Genomic DNA, 18,140 nt, shown 5'->3' with positions numbered 1-18,140 from the left:
AGCGATCCGGCGGGTTCCTCGTATAAGGCGTGTCCGATCAGCGCAGGCTGCTTGGGTTCTGCGGCGTGCCGCCGGCGCCGCCGCCGAACAGGCTGCGGGCAGCACTCGCGGCGCTGCCGCCGGAAAGCATCTGTTGCAGGAAGGTGAGTTCCTTGCCGCCGGTCGGCGTGACGCGTCCGATCGTGTCGAACACCTTGCCGTCCTGCAGCGCATAGTTGGCGCGGCGGCTGACGACGCCGTCCTTGTCGAAATAGATCGCCAGAACGCTCTGATCGACGACCTTCAGTTTCTGGAAGGCGACCGCACGCGTGCGCCGCTGCGAGATGTAATAGAAGACTTCGCCGTCGAAGGTCGCCGTCGTCGACGGGGTGCCGAGCGAAAGCAGCACCTGCTCGCGGCTGGAGCCTTCCGGAACGAGGTTCAGCGACTGCTGGTCGGCGACGTAGCCGCCGTTGAGAACGGTGCTGGTCTGGCAACCGGAGAGAGCGGTAGTGGAGGCAATTATGAGGGCAATGGCCGCACTGCTGAAGAATTTCATGTCAGACTTGAAATACCGTTTCTTCAACGACATCTACTCCCTGTGAGTGTCGATAGCAGCCATTCTGGGCCTTGCACGCTTTCCTCCTGCAAAACCATTGTGGCCATTCCGGGTCGAATTTCCCGAATTCGCTTCGCTGACGCATCGAAGGCGTCGTCCCGAAACTGGCCATGATCGGCATTGCAATTCGCGCCTGCTTCGGTAAACCAGCTTTCGAAATCATGCAACAAGGCCATACGCCAGCCGGCATGAAGAATGAGGCATTTCCGGAAAAAACAATGATCCTCGGGCTCTTCCGCAAGAAAAACAACAATCAGGCGATCGTCGACAGGCAATATGCGGCGTTGGCGGCGGCTGCGCGCATGCCGGAACTCTACGAGCGGCTCAATGTGCCGGATACGGTCATGGGCCGTTTCGAGATGCTCTCGATCGCCATGATTCTGTTTTTTCGCCGCACCCGTGCTTCCGCCACCAGCGGCCAGGAAATCGCCCAGGAGATCGTCGACGCTTTCTTCCAGGATATCGACTATTCGATCCGTGAACTCGGCATCGGCGACAACAGCGTGCCAAAGCGCATGAAAAAGCTCGCCGGTATGTTTTACGGCCGGCTCGAAGCCTATTCGAAGGCGATGGACACAGGCGATGCCGAAGCCCTGGCTCATGCCCTTCAGCGCAATATTTACCCCGAAACCGCGACGCCGGCCGATATGTCCGGTCTCGCCGGATGGATGATGGCCGCAGAATCGCATCTGTCTGCCGTTGCCGAAGAGGTAATCGCCACCGGTTCGGCAACGCTCCCGCCGGTCGCCTGCCCACCGGTCATCTGAAGGAGGAAACGATGCAGAATAATCGGGACGATGTTCCCTTCTCCTATCACGTCAAGGTCGGCCACATCTCGGCCAACCCCGTCGAGGTCCATGTCGAGGCCGACGCCAGCGAACTGAAGGCGTTGGCCCGGACCTGGAACGTCGTCTCCGTCGATGATCTCAGCGCCGATCTGCAGATTGCCCGCTGGAAGCGCGACGGCGTGCGCATCAAGGGCCGCGTGCAGGCGAAGATCGTCCAGTCCTGCGTCGTGACGCTGGAACCGGTCGAATCCGCCATCGACGAGAGCTTCGAGCAGATCTTCGTGCCGGAAGGCTCCAAGCTTGCCCGCCAGGCCGGCAACGACGCCGGCGAGATGCTGCTCGATCCCGACGGTCCTGATCTGCCCGAGAACTTTGTCGGCGATACGATCGACGCCGGCGAGGTGGTTGCCGAATTCGCCGCTCTGGCGATCGATCCCTATCCGCGCAAGCAGGGTATCGAATTCTCAGGCCATGTCGAAGACAGCGGCGAGGACGACAAAAAGCCCTCCGCTTTCGCAGCCCTCAAGGACTGGAAAAAGGACTGAAGCCCCTCTGGCATTTGACACAATTCAGTTGTAAGCGACGCCAAAACCGGTATTTTGGCCGAAATTTCGCCCTCGGCGAAAAGAAGGATCAGGGACGCGTGATCAGAATATCTCTCGACCTCATGGGTGGCGACTTTGGTCCCCAGGTTGTCATCCCCGGCGCCGCCAAGGCGTTGGATCGGCATCCGGATATTTCCTTCGTTCTCTACGGTCTCAAGGAACAGTGCGATCCGGTTCTCGCCAAGTTTCCGAAGCTCAGGGAAAAATCGATCTTTCACGACTGCGAGCTTGCCGTCGCCATGGATGAGAAGCCGAGCCAGGCGCTACGCCGTGGCCGCTACATCTCCACCATGTGGCGCTCGATCGCGGCGGTGAAGACGGGTGACGCCGATGTCGCGGTCTCGGCCGGCAATACCGGCGCGCTGATGGCGATGGCGAAATTCTGTCTGCGGACCATGGCCAATATCGAGCGTCCGGCGATCGCCGCGATCTGGCCGACGCTGAAGGGTGAAAGCATCGTGCTCGATGTCGGGGCAACGATCGGCGCCGATGCGCAGCAGCTGATGGATTTTGCCCTGATGGGCGGCGCCATGGCGCGCGCGCTTTTCGAGGTCGAACGTCCGACGGTCGGCCTTCTCAACGTCGGCGTCGAGGAGATGAAAGGCCAGGAGGAGGTCAAGGAGGCGGGCCGTCTGTTGCGCGAGGCGAACATCGATTCGCTCGAATATTCCGGCTTCGTCGAGGGCAACGACCTTGGCAAGGGCACGGTCGACGTCGTCGTCACCGAGGGATTTTCCGGCAATATCGCGCTCAAGACCGCCGAAGGCACCGCCAAGCAGATCGGCGAATATCTGCGTGCCGCCATGTCGCGCACGCTGCTCGCCCGTATCGGCTACCTCTTCGCCAAAAGCGCCTTCGACATGCTTCGCGAGAAACTCGATCCGAGCAAGGTCAATGGCGGCGTGTTTCTCGGCCTGAACGGCATCGTCATCAAGAGCCATGGCGGGGCGAATGCCGAAGGCATCGCAGCCGCCATCGAGGTCGGCTACGACATGGCCAAGAACGGCCTCAATCAGAAAATAGAAAACGATCTTAAGAAATATCATGCCAAGCGGCTGCCCCCGATGGGCCCGGAAGCAGCATGAGCGATGGGGTTCAATCAAGATGATCCGTTCAGTGGTTCGCGGGTTCGGAGCCGCACTTCCGAAGCGCGTGATGACCAATCGTGACATGGAGGCCATCGTCGACACATCAGACGAATGGATCGTCCAGCGCACCGGTATCCGCCAGCGTTATGTCGCCGGTGATGATGAAACGACGGCGTCGCTCGGCGAGGCGGCCGCGCGCGCAGCGCTTGCCAATGGCGGCCTGACGCCTGCCGATATCGATCTTGTCATCTGTGCCACCTCGACGCCTGACAACACGTTTCCGGCGACGTCGGTCAACATCCAGAACCGGCTCGGCATGAGCCACGGCTTCGCCTTCGACGTCCAGGCTGTCTGCACCGGTTTCGTCTATGCGGTGACGACCGCGGATGCCTATATCCGCGGCGGGCTTGCCAAGCGCGTTCTCGTCATCGGCGCCGAAACTTTTTCGCGCATTCTCGACTGGAACGACCGCACCACCTGCGTGCTTTTCGGCGACGGCGCCGGCGCGATCATACTCGAAGCGACCGAAGGCGAGGGCACGACTGCCGATCGCGGCGTGCTGACCGCACATCTGCGTTCCGACGGCTCGCACAAGGAAAAGCTTTATGTCGATGGCGGGCCGTCGACGACGGGCACTGTCGGCAAGCTGCGCATGGAAGGCCGCGAGGTCTTCAAATATGCCGTCGGCATGATCACCGATGTCATTCAGGCGGCTTTCGATTCGACCGGCACTACAGCCGATGACCTCGACTGGCTGGTACCGCACCAGGCCAATCGCCGCATCATCGACGGTTCGGCGAAGAAGCTGAACATCGATGCCGCGAAGGTCGTCATCACCGTCGACCTGCACGGCAATACGTCGGCCGCCTCGATCCCGTTGGCGCTTGCGACCGCTGCCGGCGACGGCCGCATCAAGAAGGGCGACCTGGTGATGCTCGAAGCGATGGGTGGCGGCTTTACCTGGGGTGCGGTTCTGCTGCGCTGGTAGGCACGAATCCTAAAAAACTGGCGGCGAACAAGAGCTTGACCGTAAGGCGCAAGACAAATACTCTTCGTGCGATTTCACAAAATATTTTGTATGGGCGGGGAAACCATGACCGGAAAAACAGTGACGCGAGCAGACCTGGCGGAATCCGTTTTCCGAAAGGTTGGGCTTTCCCGGACCGAATCTGCGGAACTGGTCGAAACCGTCATCGACGAGATCTGCAACGCCATCGTGCGTGGCGAAACCGTCAAGCTTTCCTCCTTCGCCACCTTCCAGGTGCGCGACAAGAACGAGCGGATCGGCCGCAACCCGAAGACCGGCGAGGAGGTTCCGATTTCCCCCCGCCGGGTCATGACCTTCAAGGCGTCGAACGTGTTGAAGACACGCATCCTCAAGTCGCATATCGCTCGCAAGATCAAGCTGAAGCCGCTGAATCCTGCTCCCTGATAATCGGCTTCCCGTTTCGGAAACGGCTTTTTTCTCCCTCGCGCTCTCCATCCTTGTGCGCAACGTCAAGACATGACTTGAATTGTCGGCGCCAAACCGTTGAAATATGATGAGTCGCCGTAGGATCGAGCCGCGAGGTCGCGTAGCAGTATGACGTTGGACAAGAGCCCCGATGCCTTTCGCACCATCAGCGAAGTCGCAGACGATCTTGATCTGCCGCAGCATGTGCTGCGCTTCTGGGAGACGCGTTTCCCCCAGATAAAGCCGATGAAGCGCGGCGGCGGCCGTCGCTACTATCGGCCGGAGGATGTGGATCTCCTCAAGGGAATCCGGCATTTGCTCTATGATCATGGCTATACGATCAAGGGTGTGCAGAAGCTTCTGAAGACCAACGGCAACAAGTTCGTCATATCGGTCGGTCATGGCGATCTCGCCAGCGTCGAGGCGCTTGCGTCGGGCGTGCAGGACATGGGTGCCGGGGAACCGCGCGTCGGCATGGCCGATGAAGACCAGATCGTCGGCCGCGCCAAGCCGCCGATCACCCGCCGGTTCTTCAATTTTGTCGCCGGAGACGACGAGCAGGAAGTCTCGATCGGCAAATCGAGCGTTGGCAAGGAAGACAGGGCGCTGCTGCAGGAGGCGCTCTACGACCTCCTGGAATGCAAGCGTCTGCTCGATCAGGTGCGCTGAATAGGAAAATCAGGCTTCGGTAAGCCGCTTCATCGCCTGTTCAAGTTCGCTGAGCTGGAAGGGTTTTTGCAGCACGGGCAGCGTGCTTGGGCTGCTGCCATCAGGTGCGGTACCGTATCCCGTCGCATAGAGATAGGGTTTTCCGCGTTCGTCGAGCAGCTTTGCGACCGGCAGCGAACTCTGCCCGGCAAGCGAGACATCGAGTATGGCAGCATCGAACTCCGTATCCCTGGCGGCTTTCAGCGCCCGTTCCAGGTCGGGCGCGCTGGCGCAGACCCGGTAGCCCAGATCGGCGAGCATGTCCTCGAGCAGCATGGCAATCAGCGCGTCGTCTTCGACGATGAATATGTCTTTCATGATCCGGTTCACCCATTGCCCCCTTGCTAAAGCACGTCGCGCAAAAGTGTGCCGCGGTTTTGCGATAACGACATGCGTAAAAACAAAGACCTAAAGCGCAAGGAGCGAATCTGAAAGATTGCGACACGCTTTAGGCATGGAGGTTTATGTGGACTGCTTGCACGGCTCGTCAAGACGTCGTGGTCGGCAGTGCGAGAAACAGCATATTGCCGGTTGAAATTCGATGTGCAAAAGCTGGAATGCCGTCTTTGCAACGGCTCCTGGATAATTCCTTAAATCGGAATCGATTTATGGAAAAAATTATGCAGCAATTCAAAGTGTTGCAGCGTCTTTTGCGGCTCTCGAAAGACGCGCGGCGCTGTCAGAAGGGGTGTCGAATGGATTTGCTGAGTGCCACGGATTGGCTGCGTCACAGGCCGGGTTATACATATCCGCTGGCCATTGCCTTCGTTGGCCTGACGTTTCTTCTGAGGCTTGCCGCCAGCGACACTCTCTCCGGGTTTCCCTTCCTGAGCTTCCTTCCGGCGATATTGCTCGCGAGTTTCATAGGCGGCGCCGGGCCGGGATTTGTCGCGACCTTGGTTGCCGGTTTCATTGTCCAGCAGTTTTTTGTCGAGCCGCACAATGTTTTCTGGCCGGCCAGCGCCGGCCAATGGGTCGGCCTTTCCACCTATCTCATCAATGCCGTGATCATCGTCGGCCTGATGGAGATGATCATCATCGCCCATGGCAGACAGAGCCGCCTTCGCAGCGAGCTGAACAGCTTCAACACGCGCCTCGAACAGACAGTGGTCCAGCGCACTGCCGAGCTCAGGCACGAGATGGAAGAGAATGCCGCCGCTCAGGCGCAGGTCCGCCAGTTGCAAAAGATGGAGACGATCGGCCAGCTGACCGGCGGCGTCGCCCATGATTTCAACAACATGCTGGCAATCATCATCGGCAATCTCGATCTCGCCCAGCGGCGCCTGACCGGCAGCGAGGATCCTCGCCTGCTATACTCCATCCAGAACGCCAGAGATGGTGCGCAGAGAGCGGCGGTGCTGACTGCGCGTCTTCTCGCCTTCTCGCGCCAGCAGCCGCTCGCCCCGGAGGTGGTCGACCTCAACAAACTGGTCGGCGGTATGTCGGAGCTGCTGCGGCGCACGCTCGGCGAGCACATCCGGATCGAGACCGTGCTTGCCGGCGGTCTCTGGCCGAGCTTTGCCGATTTGAGCCAGCTCGAGAATGCCATCCTGAACCTTGCCGTCAACGCTCGCGATGCCATGCCGGGCGGCGGAAATCTGACGATCGAGACCGCCAATACCGAACTCGACGAGCGATATTCGCGCATGCATTCGGAGGTCGAGGCAGGTCAATATGTGATGATCAGCATGACGGACACCGGCACCGGCATGTCGCCGGAGGTGATCGAACGCGCCTTCGACCCGTTCTACACGACCAAGGGACCCGGCAAAGGCACAGGTCTCGGCCTCAGCCAAGTCTACGGCTACATCAAGCAGAGCGGCGGCCACATCAAGATCTATTCAGAGATCGACAGGGGCACGACGTTGAAGATCTATCTCCCCCGTCATGTCGGCATGGCGGACGCGCGGTTGAACGTCGCCGGCGCCCAGCCGCTTCCTCAGGGCAGCGTCAAAGATACGATCCTGGTAGTGGAGGACGATGAGAACGTCCGCACCATGACCGCCGAAAGCCTGCATGAACTCGGTTACACAGTGTTGCAGGCGGCTAGCGGCATGGAGGCGCTTATGCTTCTGGAGCAGAATGCGGCAGTCGACCTGATCTTCACCGATATCGTCATGCCGCAGATGAGCGGACGTCAGCTTGCCGATATCGTCCAGGAAAAATGGCCGGCGATCCGAATCCTCTATACGACGGGCTACACCCGCAATGCCATCGTCCACAATGGTGTGCTCGATCACGGCGTTTCCCTGCTCGCCAAGCCCTTCAGCCTGGAGCAGCTTGCTCACAAGATCCGCGAACTTCTGAATGTCGCGGTGAGGGTGGGAGACGAGCGGACGTGAAGCCGGGATACAGCCGCACGTCCGCAATTCTCTATCCGCGTTATTCCAGGACCTGGATTATGCGATGGGTTTTCGGTTCGACGATCACGCGCCGCTCATTGACGACCGTATAGCCGTAGCCGTCGATATCAGGCACGGTATGCACTTCGACGGTATCGGGCAGCGTCGCGCCGACTGCGATATCGCCGTCATAGACGATGGAAGGCGTGGTTTGCTCCATCACATAGGTGCGCACCTCGCCCGGCAATACGACGGAGCCGGTCGGTGCGGGATCGGTGATGATGACAGTGCTCTGCGCGAAGGCGGCTGAGCTGATGGTCAGCATGGCGGCCGCAGCCAGCATGGTTTTGCGCATGGGATTTCTCCTTTTCCTACCTGAGACATCAAGGCAACGCTGGCCATGCGGCATAGTTCCCCGCGGGCTTTTCGCGACAGCAGTAACAGACTCAATGAGAGCATTTAAGTTGTTACTAAATTAATTTTTGCATCATACGGTTGAGCTGTCTGAACAGCGTTCGAAAAGAGTGCAGATGGTGATGTTAGAGCTCGCTTGTTTACTTTTCGCTAACCATGTTGGACGTTTATTCTGAACGGACGACCAACCGGTCGTTGATTCGACGATCCGTCGCGTTTCGGCTTGCGAATGGATCTCTAGAAAGACGATTGCGGCGGCTCGATACATGCGCTTGCGAAAGACGATATTGCTGGTGGCCGTGGCGGGCATGATGGCCGGCTGCACATCGACAGGCGGTGTGCGCCAGCCTTCCGCGCCGGAAACCGTGGCACCTGAAAAGGCGCTGGTCCTGCCGCCGCCGGGCGGCCCGTCGATCGTCAGCGTCGTCGAGCGCAAACGTGGCAACGGCGTCGAGCAGACGATCTCGCTGTTTACCTCATCCTCCGTGCCCGGTCAGAATTCGCTGAAGGTCCAGTTCTTCGGCGGTTCCGGAGCCAATCCCGGCGCCGGCAATGCCGGCTTCAGCATGATCAACGAGAGCGGTATTGCCCGCGAGGTGGCCCGTTCGGCCCCGGGCGTGCCGATGGCGACCTCGGCGACCTTCCTGCAGAACGCCTATGGCCCCTTCGGCTATGCCTCCGGCCGCAGCCGTGCCGGCGACACCTGCCTCTATGCCTGGCAGCAGATCCGCTCGAGCACCAACGCCAATACCCAGGCGCGTAATTTCGGCATGATCCAGCTGCGCCTGCGCCTTTGCGATGCGAGAGCGAGCGAGCGCCAGCTGCTCGGCATCGTCTATGGCTACACCGTCACCGGCACCTTCGACGGCGAGATCTGGAACCCTTACGGCAATCCGCCGCCCGCCGATGCTGCACTCGGGCGCACCGGCGTGCCGATCTATCCCGACGAGGGCGGTTACCGCGCCAACCCGATGCCGATCGGCTACGAGCCGGCGCCTGCCATTGTCAGCCGGCCGCGGGCCGCTGCCGTTCGCAGCGCCTCGGCCGCGCAACCGGCTCAAGGTGTGGCAGCGGTGCCGGCACCCATCGGCCCGCGCGTGCCGCTGCCGGGTGAGGCGCCACAGACGAGCGCAAGGCCGGCTGCGGCCGCTGCGCCAATCGAACAATCGGTAAGGGCGATCGGCGTCACCGTGCCTTCGCCCGACTGCGTAGGCGACGCGGCCATGACGGCCGCCTGCCGGAGATAGAGCATGATGCCGAAAAGTGTGAGCGGTTTTCGGACGACATCATGCTTTAACTCTTTAATTTAGAACAGGATTCAGATTTTAGGCCGACCCGGCCTAAAATCATCCTGTTCTAGTGAGCATGCCCGGGGCCTGATTGGCACCGGTTGAGCAATTTCGAAGGAACGTCGATGCGCAAAGCCCGCAGTGTCATCATATGGGCCGTGGTTTCGCTCTGCATGATCGTGCTGATCACGCTGCCGGTTAACCTGCAGACCCAGCTCATCACCAGCATCACGGTCGTGACTGTCATGGCGCTGATCAAGATTCTGAAGGGCGAGGGGACCTGGCGCCTGGTGGCGCTCGCCTTCGGCACGTCGATCGTGCTGCGCTATGTTTACTGGCGCACCACCAATACGCTGCCGCCTCTGAATCAGTTGGAAAACTTCATTCCCGGCCTGCTGCTCTATCTTGCCGAAATGTATAGCGTCGCGATGCTGGCGCTCAGCCTGTTCATCGTCGCCACACCGTTGCCGTCGCGCCCCTCGCGTGCCGCCAATCCCGGGCGCCTTCCTCATGTCGATGTCTTCGTCCCATCCTACAACGAGGATGCCGGCCTGCTGGGAAACACGCTGGCCGCCGCCAAGGCCATGGATTATCCGGCCGAGAAGCTGCATGTCTGGCTGCTCGACGACGGCGGCACCTTGCAGAAGCGCAATTCCGGCAAGCTGCTCGAAGCCCAGGCGGCGGCTGCCCGCCATATCGAGCTGAAGCAGCTCTGCGACGATCTCGATGTCCACTACCTCACGCGCGACCGCAACGAGCACGCCAAGGCCGGCAATCTCAACAACGGCATGAAACATTCGACCGGCGAACTCATCGCCGTCTTCGATGCCGACCACGCGCCGGCCCGCGATTTCCTGCTGGAGACCGTCGGTTACTTCGAGGACGATCCGAAGCTCTTCCTCGTCCAGACGCCGCATTTCTTCATCAATCCCGATCCGCTGGAGCGCAACCTGCGCACCTTCGACAAGATGCCGAGCGAGAACGAGATGTTCTACGGCATCATCCAGCGCGGCCTCGATAAATGGAACGCCGCCTTCTTCTGCGGCTCGGCCGCAGTTTTGAGCCGCAAGGCGCTCGAATCGCAGAACGGCTTTTCCGGCATCAGCATCACCGAGGATTGCGAGACGGCGCTGGCGCTCCACGGCAGCGGCTGGAACAGCATCTATGTCGACAAGCCGCTGATCGCCGGCCTGCAGCCAGCCACTTTCGCAAGCTTCATCGGCCAGCGCAGCCGCTGGGCGCAGGGCATGATGCAGATCCTGCGCTTCCGCTTTCCGCTTCTCAAGCGCGGCCTGACGATCCCGCAGCGCTTTTGCTACATGTCCTCCACGCTTTTCTGGCTCTTCCCATTCCCGCGCACGATCTTCCTGTTTGCGCCGCTCTTCTACCTGTTCTTCGATCTGGAAATCTTCACCGCCTCGGGCGGTGAGTTCCTCGCTTATACGCTGGCCTATATGCTGGTGAATCTGATGATGCAGAACTATCTCTACGGGTCGTTCCGCTGGCCCTGGATTTCCGAGCTCTACGAATATGTCCAGACCGTGCATCTGCTGCCGGCCGTCGTCTCCGTCATGCTCAATCCGAGGAAACCGACCTTCAAGGTCACCGCCAAGGACGAATCGATCGCCGTCAGCCGTCTGTCGGAAATCAGCCGTCCGTTCTTCGTCATCTTTGCAGTGCAGATCGTCGCGCTCATCATCACCATCTACAAGATCTATGCAGAGCCCTATAAGGCCGACGTCACGCTCGTCGTCGGCGGATGGAATGTCATCAACCTGATCATGGCCGGTTGCGCGCTGGGCGTCGTGTCGGAGCGCGGCGAGCGCGCCTTGTCCCGCCGCGTCCGCGTCAACCGGCGCTGCGAATTCGGCGTCAGCGGCAAGTGGTACGCGGCCTCGATCGAGGACGTTTCCGTCCACGGTGCGAGGCTTCACATCTTCAACAAGCAGCTCGACGAGATGCTGGTTGGCGCACTCGGAGAGATCCGCTTCCGGCCCTATAGCGGCGCGGAACTGGAAACCCTGCCGCTCATCGTCCGCAACATCGAGCCGTCGGGCGACATCAGCAATGTCGGCTGCCAGTACGTGCCGAAAAGCGCGCTCGACCATCGCCTGATCGCCGACCTGATGTTTGCCAATTCCGATCAGTGGACAGAGTTCCAGGCCTCGCGCCGTCGCAATCCGGGCCTGATCCGCGGCACCATCTGGTTCCTCGGCCTGTCGCTCTACCAGACGAGCCGCGGCCTCATTTACTTCTTCCGCAGCATGCGGCCGGAGAGGGAAGCCCAGCAGAAGGCGGCAAAGGTCAACGCCGGATGAGAAGGATCGTCGCTGCCTCGCTTCTCCTGTTGAATGCCTCCGCCTTCGCCCAGGCGCAGACGGCGCCCTTCGACATGTCCGGCGAGCGGCCGCCCGGGGCATCCGTTACCCCGAGGTTGACACCACCGACGCCGCCGACAGCCCCTGCGCCGGCTCCCATCACGCCTCCGGTTTCCGTCAAACCCGCACCTGCAGCTCCGGCTGCTCCTGTTCCTCCGACGATCGCCGTCCAGCCGCAACCGGCGGCGCCCGCGCTCCAGCCAGCCGCGGCGGCAAATACCGCTGCGCCGCCGCGCTCCGGCGATGTCCGTCGCTATGTCGTGCCCTTTTCGAAACTTGGTCTCGGCGGCGAATACGATCGCCGGTCATGGTCGGTCTATCTGACGCCGGAACAGGCGGCGGCCAAGGCAAGCTTTACCTTCGCCTACCAGAATGCGATCGTCGTCGCGCCTGAGGCCTCGGCGCTGACCGTCTATCTCAACAACCGCCCGATCGGCCAGCAGCGTGTCGGCTCGCCGGATGGCCCGTCGACCGTCACCTTCGAGGTTCCGTCCGGTTTGCTGCAGCCCGGCGCCAATCTTGTCACCTTTGAAGCCAACCAGCGCCACCGCACCGATTGCAGCATCCAGTCCACTTATGAGCTGTGGTCGAACATTGATCCGGCCGGAACCTATCTGAGCTTTGCCGGCAGCGATGCCGCCCAACTGTCGAGCGCCGATGCAATCCGCGCCATCGGCGTTGACGGCGCTGGCAAGACCGAGTTCGACATCGTCGTCCCGGCGCTGGAGCAGCCGGGAACCACCAAGCCGCTGTTACGACTGGCGCAGGGCCTGTCGGTGCTGAGCAGTATGCCGAACCAGATCTTTGCCTTCAGCACCACCTCGCTTCCGGCCGTCAGGCCCGGCAAGCTCAGCGTGCTCGTCGGTACCGCAGCGGAATTGCGGCCGCTCTTTCCCGGCCTGCCGCCCGGTGCCGAAAGCGCGGCATTCGCCGCTTTCGCCACCGATCCGCGCAGCGGCTCGCCGGTGCTTCTGATCAGCGGCCCCTCCTGGCAGGCGGTCTCCTCGGCGATCGATACCATCGTCTCGCCGACAGACCGGTCCTCAGATATCCGCCGCGACGTGTTGACCACCGAGCGCTGGAGCGCGCCGAACGCGCCGCTGGTCTTTTCCGATACCAACATCGCCTTGTCTCAACTCGGCGTGAAGACCACCGAATTCTCCGGCCGGCGGCTGCGGACCAGTTTCAATATCGCCGTGCCGGCCGATTTTTATGCCAATGCCTATGGCGAGGCGAAGGTGCTGCTCGACGCCGCCTATACCGATAACGTGATGCCCGGCAGCCACATCGATATCTACGTCAACGACAACATCGCCTCCACCGTGCCGATCACCACGACATCAGGCGGCATTCTCCGTCATCTGCCGATCCGCGTGACGATGCGGCACTTCAAGCCCGGTCTCAATTCGGTGGCGATCGAGGCGATCCTGATGACCAAGGATGATGCGGCTTGCGCGCCGGGCGCGACCGCCGGCGCGACCCCGCGCTTTGCCCTGTTCGATACGTCCGAATTGCAGATTCCGGATTTCGCCCGCGTCGGTCAGCGTCCGAACCTGGCGGCAATGGCCGGCACCGCCTATCCCTATGGCCGGGCCACGGAGCCGACGCCGCTCTTCATCGACCGCGTCGATGCCGATACGCTTTCAGCCGCCGCCACGCTGCTCGGCCAGATGGCGATCACCGCCGGCCATCCGATCGACGTCGAAACCGTCGCCTCGCCGAATATGATCGGCGATCGCGATGCCATCTTCATCGGCTCCGTCTCGCAGATGCCGGCAACCGCGTTGACGCAGACCAATATCGCCACGGCGAGCCAGGCCTCGTGGCGTCCCGTTGCGGATACGCAGGCGGGCGTCGTCGATACCGGTACGGCCTTCGAGGAGTGGAATTCCAAGGTCAGCGGCGGTGTCTTGCGCAACCGGATCACTGCCTTCCGCGAGTGGGTGTCGCGCAATTTCGATATCTCCCGCAGTTCGCTGCAATTCGTGCCCGGCGCGGAGGAGGTTTTCACGCCGTCCAATGTCGACACGATCTTGGTTGCCCAGGGCTCCAGCCCTGCGGGAGCCGGTGCATGGACGGTGGTGACGGCGCCGTCGGCAAAGGATTTGCGCGAAGGGCTGGAGGTTCTGACCGCGCAGCTGAACTGGCCACAGATATCAGGCCACATCACCACCTATTCGAGCAAGACAGGCAAGATCGAGACCGTGCCCGTCACCCGTTTCGATTTTGTGCCGTCCACACCCTGGTCGATCTCCAATTACCGCCTGATCGCCGCCAACTGGCTGTCGACGAATATCCTCTCCTATGCCTCCCTGCTGGTCGTCTTCGTGCTGCTGATCGGGGTCACCACGTCAAGCATGCTCAGAAGACTGGGTCGGTCGAAATGAGGCGGTGGCGCGCACTCCTGCTTGCGGCATCGGTCGCGCTCGCTCCCGGGGGAGCGCCCGCCGTTGCGCAGCAGCCGATGATCAATGCCGGCGCATGGAGTGCCTACAAGGCGAAGTTTCTCGATGGGACCGGCCGCATCATCGATAACGGCAACGGCAATATCAGCCACAGCGAAGGGCAGGGCTATGGCATGCTGCTCGCCTATCTCGCAGCCAGCCCCGCCGACTTCGAACAGATCTGGTATTTTACCCGCACCGAGCTGCTGCTGCGCGACGATGGCCTGGCCGTCTGGAAGTGGGATCCGAACGGCAAGCCGCACGTCACGGACACCAACAACGCCTCGGATGGCGACATGCTGATCGCCTATGCGCTGGCGCTTGCCGGCACGGCGTGGAAACGCAACGACTATATCCTCGCCGCCTCCCGCATGGCGCAGGCGCTGCTTGCCGAAACCGTTGTGCACTCGGCCGGCCACACGCTCCTGTTGCCAGGGAGCCAGGGTTTTGCCGCTGGCGACCGTGAGGACGGTCCCGTCGTCAACCCGTCCTACTGGATTTATGAGGCGATCCCGGTGATGGCTGCGCTCGCTCCGTCGGATGCCTGGCAAAAACTGTCGGACGATGGCCTAACGCTGTTGAAGACGATGCAGTTCGGCCCGCGCAAGCTTCCCGCCGAATGGGTGAGTCTTAGCGGCCAGCCGCAGCCGGCGCAGGGTTTCGACGCCGAGTTTGCCTACAACGCCATCCGTATCCCGCTCTATCTCGCTCGTGGCGGCGTCACCGACAAGGCGCTGTTGACCCGCCTGCAACAAGGGATGTCGCAAGACGGTGTTCCCGCCACCATCGATCTGACCACCGGCCGGCCGAAGACTGTGTTGCAGGATCCCGGTTATCGAATTGTTAACGATGTTGTGGCCTGTGTTGTCGATGGGACCAAGCTGCCGGGCTCGGCCCTGCAATTTGCGCCCGCACTCTATTATCCGTCCACGCTCCAGCTGCTGGGGCTGGCCTATATCGGGGAGAAGCATCCGGAGTGTCTGTGAAGTCTTCTCTCGTGGCGGTTTCAGCGGCAGTCGTGGTGGCGACCCTCGTCACCGGGCTGAAAGATCGCGCCGCTCTGCAGGAAAAGTTCGGCCTTGGGGCCGCCGGCAAGCCGGCGCCGGAGCTGATGATGATGGGCCGCATCAAGCCGGCCGATGCTCCTACCGGCAATCCCGAATTCAATGCGCAACTCGTCGCCGACAAGATAGAGGCGATCACTTCCCCGCCGCCGCCAACACCGGACACGTCCGAGCCGGATGCCGCTGCATCGCAGCCTGCAGCACCGCAGCTTGCGGCACCTCAGACGGCTGCTCCGCCGGCTCAGACGGTCGCTCAGCCGGCACCAGTCACACCCCCCATCGTTTCCGAGCCGCCGGCACCACAACAGGCGGCCGCGGCGCCGCAGCCTGCCGTCGATGAAAGTGCGCTTCGTTATTTCGCCAGCCGCGGCGACAAGGTGCGCCTGCAGGCCGAGATCTCCCGCCTTCAGGCGCTCTATCCTAACTGGGTTCCCCCGGCCGATCCGCTCGCCGTGCCGCAGAATGGCGACAAGCAGCTCGAGGCCATGTGGCAGCTCTATTCCGATGGCCGCTATGCGGAACTGCGCAAGGTTGTCGCCGACCGGCAGGCAGCCGATGCCGGATGGCAGCCGCCGGCCGATCTGCTCGACCGGCTTGACGTCGCCGAGGGCCGTGCCCGCCTCGTCAATGCTTCGGACCTCAAGCAATATGCGACTGTGGTCGATATCGCTGCTGCAACACCGAGCCTGCTGACCTGCAGCGAGGTCGATGTTCTCTGGCGCGTCGCCGAAGCCTTCATCCAGACGGAGAGGGCGCAGCGCGGCCAGGACGCCTACACTTATATCCTGAAGAACTGCACCAATCCGGCCGAGCGGCAGGCGACGGTCGAGAAGGCTTCGACGCTGCTTGCCTACCAGCCGATGCAGGCGCTGCTCGCGCTGGAAAGGCCTGCCGCAGACGGCAGCAAGGAATTCGACGCGATCCGCGACAACCTCGCCCGACGCTTCATGGCCGAGGGCGATGACGATCCGAATCTCGCCATCGCGCCAGATTATCTCGCCCGCCTCGAAAAACTCGCCGAGACGGAAGGGCTTGCCTCCGATGCGCTGCTGCTCGGCTGGTACCAGCTTCGCCGCAACAATGATGCCGATGCCGAGAAATGGTTCCGCGCCGCCCGAGCCAAGCAAGATTCGGCGGCCGCCTCGCAGGGGCTGGCGCTGGCGCTGATCGCCCGCAAGGCGCCTGAGGAAGCCGAAGAGGTGATGTTTCGCTGGCGCACAGATTCCGAGGATGCGACATCAACCTATCTCGCCGCCACCGCCAACCTGATGGCGCTGCAGCCGCCGGCCGATCTGGCCGAAGACGTACTGCACCGCATCGCTGGCGAGGTCATCGCCCGGAAATATGTGCCGACGGCGCAGCAATTCGGCTGGTATGCCCGCTCCCTCAACCAGTTCCAGACCGCCGCGCGCTGGTTCGAGACGGCGCTTGCCTGGAAACCCGACGACGAACCGTCCGCCTATGGCCTTGTCATCACCCGCGAGCAACTGAGCGACCGCAAGGGCGTGCTCGACCTCCAGCGCGCCTGGGCCGGCCGGTCGAGCCGAATCACCAATCTCGAAGACACGTCCTCCCTGATACCGAATGCCGTTACGCCGCCGCCGGAGAAGGGGGCGCTTGCCGCACAGCAACCGGCGGCTCAGCCGACGCAGCGTCCCCCGGCCGAGCCGCTTCCGGCAGAACGCCGCGTGACCCTGCAGCCGGGTGCGGAAGTGGTCGTTCGTGCGGCGAGACCGGCGATGGACACGGTGACCGTCCCGCGCGGTCCACGCCAGACGCGCGGCTGCTCGACGACCATCGATGCGGGGCAGCTTAAGCCGGCCGACGCGCTGTCGCGCGGCTGGTGCCTGATGGATATCAACCGGCCGATGGAGGCGATCTCGGCCTTCGAGGCGGCATTGCAGAGCCCGGCCCGCAAGGTCCGTGAAGATGCAGCCTACGGCCAGAGCCTTGCCTATCTCCGCGCCGGCCTCTCCGGCAATGCCGCCGTCGCGGCCACCAAGGCGCCGCAGAACCGCCAGCGGGCCGCCGAGCTTCAGGTGGCGATCCTCGCCGACCGGGCGCTTTCAGCCTTCGACGCCGGACGTTACCGCGAAACCCTCATCTATCTCGATCAGCGCGCCCGGCTGCAGCAGGAACGCATCGACCTGATGGTTCTGCGCGGCTACTGCTACCTCAATCTCAAAATGTACGGCGATGCGACCCGTGTCTTCGAAGCCGCTGCCGCGACCGGCAGCCGCGACGCGGCCCGCGGTCTTGCCGACGTCCGCAACGTCACGCATCCAGACACCAACAACTGACGTTGACGCCGCTTCCGCTCTCCGCTAGTCGCCTGCGTAGCTTCAAAATACCGCAGCGTCCCTTTGTGCGTCTTTAAAGACGCGCGGCGCTGTGGACACGCAAGGAAACGCCCGTGCCCGCTCTCCATAACATCCTCGACAGATCCTATGACGCCTTCCTTTTCGACATGGATGGTACGCTCTTGAATTCCATTGCGGTCGTCGAACGCGTCTGGAGCGAATGGGCAAGGCGCCACGGCTTCGAGCCGGAGGTCTTCCTGAAGACGATCCACGGCATCCGCGCCTCCGATGTGATCCGCGGGCTCGGCCTGCCCGGCGTCGATCCTGCCCATGAGGCGGATCTGCTGCTCGCCGAGGAAATGGAGGATCTCTCCGGCATCGTCGAGATCCCCGGCGCCGTCCGCTTCCTCTCCGCCATCGCTGAGGGCCGATGGGCAATCGTCACTTCGGCGCCGATCGAGCTCGCCAGGCGCCGCATGGAAGCCGCCGGCATCCCGATGCCGAGGGTCATCGTCAGCGGCCAAGAGGTCAAATCAGGCAAGCCCAGCCCCGAAGGTTATCTGCTCGGCGCAAGTCGCCTCGGCGTCGATCCGAAAAAATGCCTGGTCTTCGAAGATGCGGTCGCCGGCATCCTCGCCGGCGAGGCCGCCGGCGCCGACGCCACCCGCA

General features: G+C 62.2%; 16 protein-coding genes. 13 read left to right on the top strand and 3 right to left on the bottom strand.

Going from position 1 to position 18,140, the window contains the following annotated elements; genetic code table 11:
- Positions 1–37: 37 nt before the first annotated feature.
- The gene (locus tag HX898_RS27540; protein ID WP_020049423.1) at positions 38–571 is read right to left on the bottom strand and encodes an outer membrane protein assembly factor BamE; all 534 of its coding nucleotides are present in this window, start codon (positions 569–571) and stop codon (positions 38–40) included.
- Positions 572–708: 137 nt separating this feature from the next.
- Between HX898_RS27540 and HX898_RS27535 the strand changes: the two genes are divergently transcribed.
- The 6 genes from HX898_RS27535 (at position 709) to HX898_RS27510 (ending at position 5,201) form a co-directional block, all read left to right on the top strand.
- The gene (locus tag HX898_RS27535; RefSeq protein WP_180196343.1) at positions 709–1,365 is read left to right on the top strand and encodes a ubiquinol-cytochrome C chaperone family protein; all 657 of its coding nucleotides are present in this window, start codon (positions 709–711) and stop codon (positions 1,363–1,365) included.
- Between the two features lie 11 nt (positions 1,366–1,376).
- Positions 1,377–1,931: a DUF177 domain-containing protein gene (locus HX898_RS27530; protein ID WP_138328301.1), complete on the top strand. Its 555-nt coding sequence runs from the start codon at positions 1,377–1,379 to the stop codon at positions 1,929–1,931.
- Between the two features lie 98 nt (positions 1,932–2,029).
- A complete protein-coding gene (plsX, locus tag HX898_RS27525) occupies positions 2,030–3,076 on the top strand; it encodes a phosphate acyltransferase PlsX (RefSeq protein WP_011651316.1) in 1,047 nt (348 codons plus the stop codon).
- Positions 3,077–3,095: 19 nt separating this feature from the next.
- Positions 3,096–4,067, top strand: coding sequence for a beta-ketoacyl-ACP synthase III (locus tag HX898_RS27520; protein ID WP_029872898.1), 972 nt, complete (start codon positions 3,096–3,098; stop codon positions 4,065–4,067).
- A gap of 105 nt (positions 4,068–4,172) precedes the next feature.
- Entirely contained in the window at positions 4,173–4,511 is a 339-nt protein-coding gene (locus tag HX898_RS27515; RefSeq protein ID WP_180196342.1) for an integration host factor subunit alpha, read from the top strand.
- Between the two features lie 150 nt (positions 4,512–4,661).
- Positions 4,662–5,201, top strand: a complete 540-nt coding sequence (locus HX898_RS27510; RefSeq protein ID WP_020049428.1) for a MerR family transcriptional regulator — start codon at positions 4,662–4,664, stop codon at positions 5,199–5,201.
- A 9-nt stretch (positions 5,202–5,210) separates the two neighbouring features.
- Here HX898_RS27510 and HX898_RS27505 read toward each other — a convergent pair whose 3' ends face one another.
- Positions 5,211–5,558: a response regulator gene (locus HX898_RS27505; RefSeq protein WP_138328300.1), complete on the bottom strand. Its 348-nt coding sequence runs from the start codon at positions 5,556–5,558 to the stop codon at positions 5,211–5,213.
- A gap of 377 nt (positions 5,559–5,935) precedes the next feature.
- On the opposite strand from HX898_RS27505, the gene HX898_RS27500 reads away from it, so the two are divergent.
- On the top strand, positions 5,936–7,582 hold the full coding sequence (locus HX898_RS27500) for a response regulator (RefSeq protein ID WP_180196341.1): 1,647 nt from the start codon (positions 5,936–5,938) through the stop codon (positions 7,580–7,582).
- Between the two features lie 40 nt (positions 7,583–7,622).
- Here the strand turns inward: HX898_RS27500 and HX898_RS27495 are convergent, their stop codons facing one another.
- A complete protein-coding gene (locus HX898_RS27495; RefSeq protein WP_138328298.1) occupies positions 7,623–7,937 on the bottom strand; it encodes a DUF1236 domain-containing protein in 315 nt (104 codons plus the stop codon).
- A 325-nt stretch (positions 7,938–8,262) separates the two neighbouring features.
- Here HX898_RS27495 and bcsN point away from each other — a divergent pair, with 325 nt between their 5' ends.
- The 6 genes from bcsN to HX898_RS27465 all read left to right on the top strand — a co-directional run.
- Positions 8,263–9,243 carry a cellulose biosynthesis protein BcsN gene (bcsN, locus tag HX898_RS27490; protein WP_180196340.1) on the top strand — a complete coding sequence of 327 codons (981 nt, stop codon included), beginning with the start codon at positions 8,263–8,265 and terminating at the stop codon, positions 9,241–9,243.
- A gap of 167 nt (positions 9,244–9,410) precedes the next feature.
- The gene (bcsA, locus tag HX898_RS27485) at positions 9,411–11,603 is read left to right on the top strand and encodes a UDP-forming cellulose synthase catalytic subunit (RefSeq protein WP_138328297.1); all 2,193 of its coding nucleotides are present in this window, start codon (positions 9,411–9,413) and stop codon (positions 11,601–11,603) included.
- Entirely contained in the window at positions 11,600–14,050 is a 2,451-nt protein-coding gene (locus HX898_RS27480; protein ID WP_180196339.1) for a cellulose biosynthesis cyclic di-GMP-binding regulatory protein BcsB, read from the top strand. The genes bcsA and HX898_RS27480 overlap by 4 nt, the downstream gene beginning before the upstream one ends.
- Positions 14,047–15,093 (top strand): glycosyl hydrolase family 8, encoded by a 1,047-nt coding sequence (locus HX898_RS27475; protein ID WP_138328295.1) that lies wholly within the window; start codon positions 14,047–14,049, stop codon positions 15,091–15,093. The genes HX898_RS27480 and HX898_RS27475 overlap by 4 nt, the downstream gene beginning before the upstream one ends.
- The gene (locus HX898_RS27470) at positions 15,090–17,471 is read left to right on the top strand and encodes a cellulose synthase (RefSeq protein ID WP_180196338.1); all 2,382 of its coding nucleotides are present in this window, start codon (positions 15,090–15,092) and stop codon (positions 17,469–17,471) included. Before HX898_RS27475 ends, HX898_RS27470 begins: the two co-directional genes overlap by 4 nt.
- 113 nt (positions 17,472–17,584) lie before the next feature.
- A partial coding sequence (locus tag HX898_RS27465) for an HAD family hydrolase (protein WP_180196337.1) occupies positions 17,585–18,140 on the top strand: 556 nt, incomplete at its 3' end.

The sequence above is a fragment of the Rhizobium sp. WYCCWR 11128 genome, assembly GCF_013416305.1.
Taxonomy (GTDB): domain Bacteria; phylum Pseudomonadota; class Alphaproteobacteria; order Rhizobiales; family Rhizobiaceae; genus Rhizobium; species Rhizobium indicum.
Note: the sequence above shows the minus strand (reverse complement) of the source record. Positions and strands in the feature narration are given on the sequence as shown.

What these genes read in the sequence shown, in the direction of transcription:
- HX898_RS27540 (WP_020049423.1), bottom strand. Translation starts at nt 571, where the DNA reads ATGTCGTTGAAGAAACGGTATTTCAAGTCTGACATGAAATTCTTCAGC.
- HX898_RS27535 (WP_180196343.1), top strand. Translation starts at nt 709, where the DNA reads ATGATCGGCATTGCAATTCGCGCCTGCTTCGGTAAACCAGCTTTCGAA.
- HX898_RS27530 (WP_138328301.1), top strand. Translation starts at nt 1,377, where the DNA reads ATGCAGAATAATCGGGACGATGTTCCCTTCTCCTATCACGTCAAGGTC.
- HX898_RS27520 (WP_029872898.1), top strand. Translation starts at nt 3,096, where the DNA reads ATGATCCGTTCAGTGGTTCGCGGGTTCGGAGCCGCACTTCCGAAGCGC.
- HX898_RS27515 (WP_180196342.1), top strand. Translation starts at nt 4,173, where the DNA reads ATGACCGGAAAAACAGTGACGCGAGCAGACCTGGCGGAATCCGTTTTC.
- HX898_RS27510 (WP_020049428.1), top strand. Translation starts at nt 4,662, where the DNA reads ATGACGTTGGACAAGAGCCCCGATGCCTTTCGCACCATCAGCGAAGTC.
- HX898_RS27505 (WP_138328300.1), bottom strand. Translation starts at nt 5,558, where the DNA reads ATGAAAGACATATTCATCGTCGAAGACGACGCGCTGATTGCCATGCTG.
- HX898_RS27500 (WP_180196341.1), top strand. Translation starts at nt 5,936, where the DNA reads ATGGATTTGCTGAGTGCCACGGATTGGCTGCGTCACAGGCCGGGTTAT.
- HX898_RS27495 (WP_138328298.1), bottom strand. Translation starts at nt 7,937, where the DNA reads ATGCGCAAAACCATGCTGGCTGCGGCCGCCATGCTGACCATCAGCTCA.
- bcsN (WP_180196340.1), top strand. Translation starts at nt 8,263, where the DNA reads ATGCGCTTGCGAAAGACGATATTGCTGGTGGCCGTGGCGGGCATGATG.
- bcsA (WP_138328297.1), top strand. Translation starts at nt 9,411, where the DNA reads ATGCGCAAAGCCCGCAGTGTCATCATATGGGCCGTGGTTTCGCTCTGC.
- HX898_RS27480 (WP_180196339.1), top strand. Translation starts at nt 11,600, where the DNA reads ATGAGAAGGATCGTCGCTGCCTCGCTTCTCCTGTTGAATGCCTCCGCC.
- HX898_RS27475 (WP_138328295.1), top strand. Translation starts at nt 14,047, where the DNA reads ATGAGGCGGTGGCGCGCACTCCTGCTTGCGGCATCGGTCGCGCTCGCT.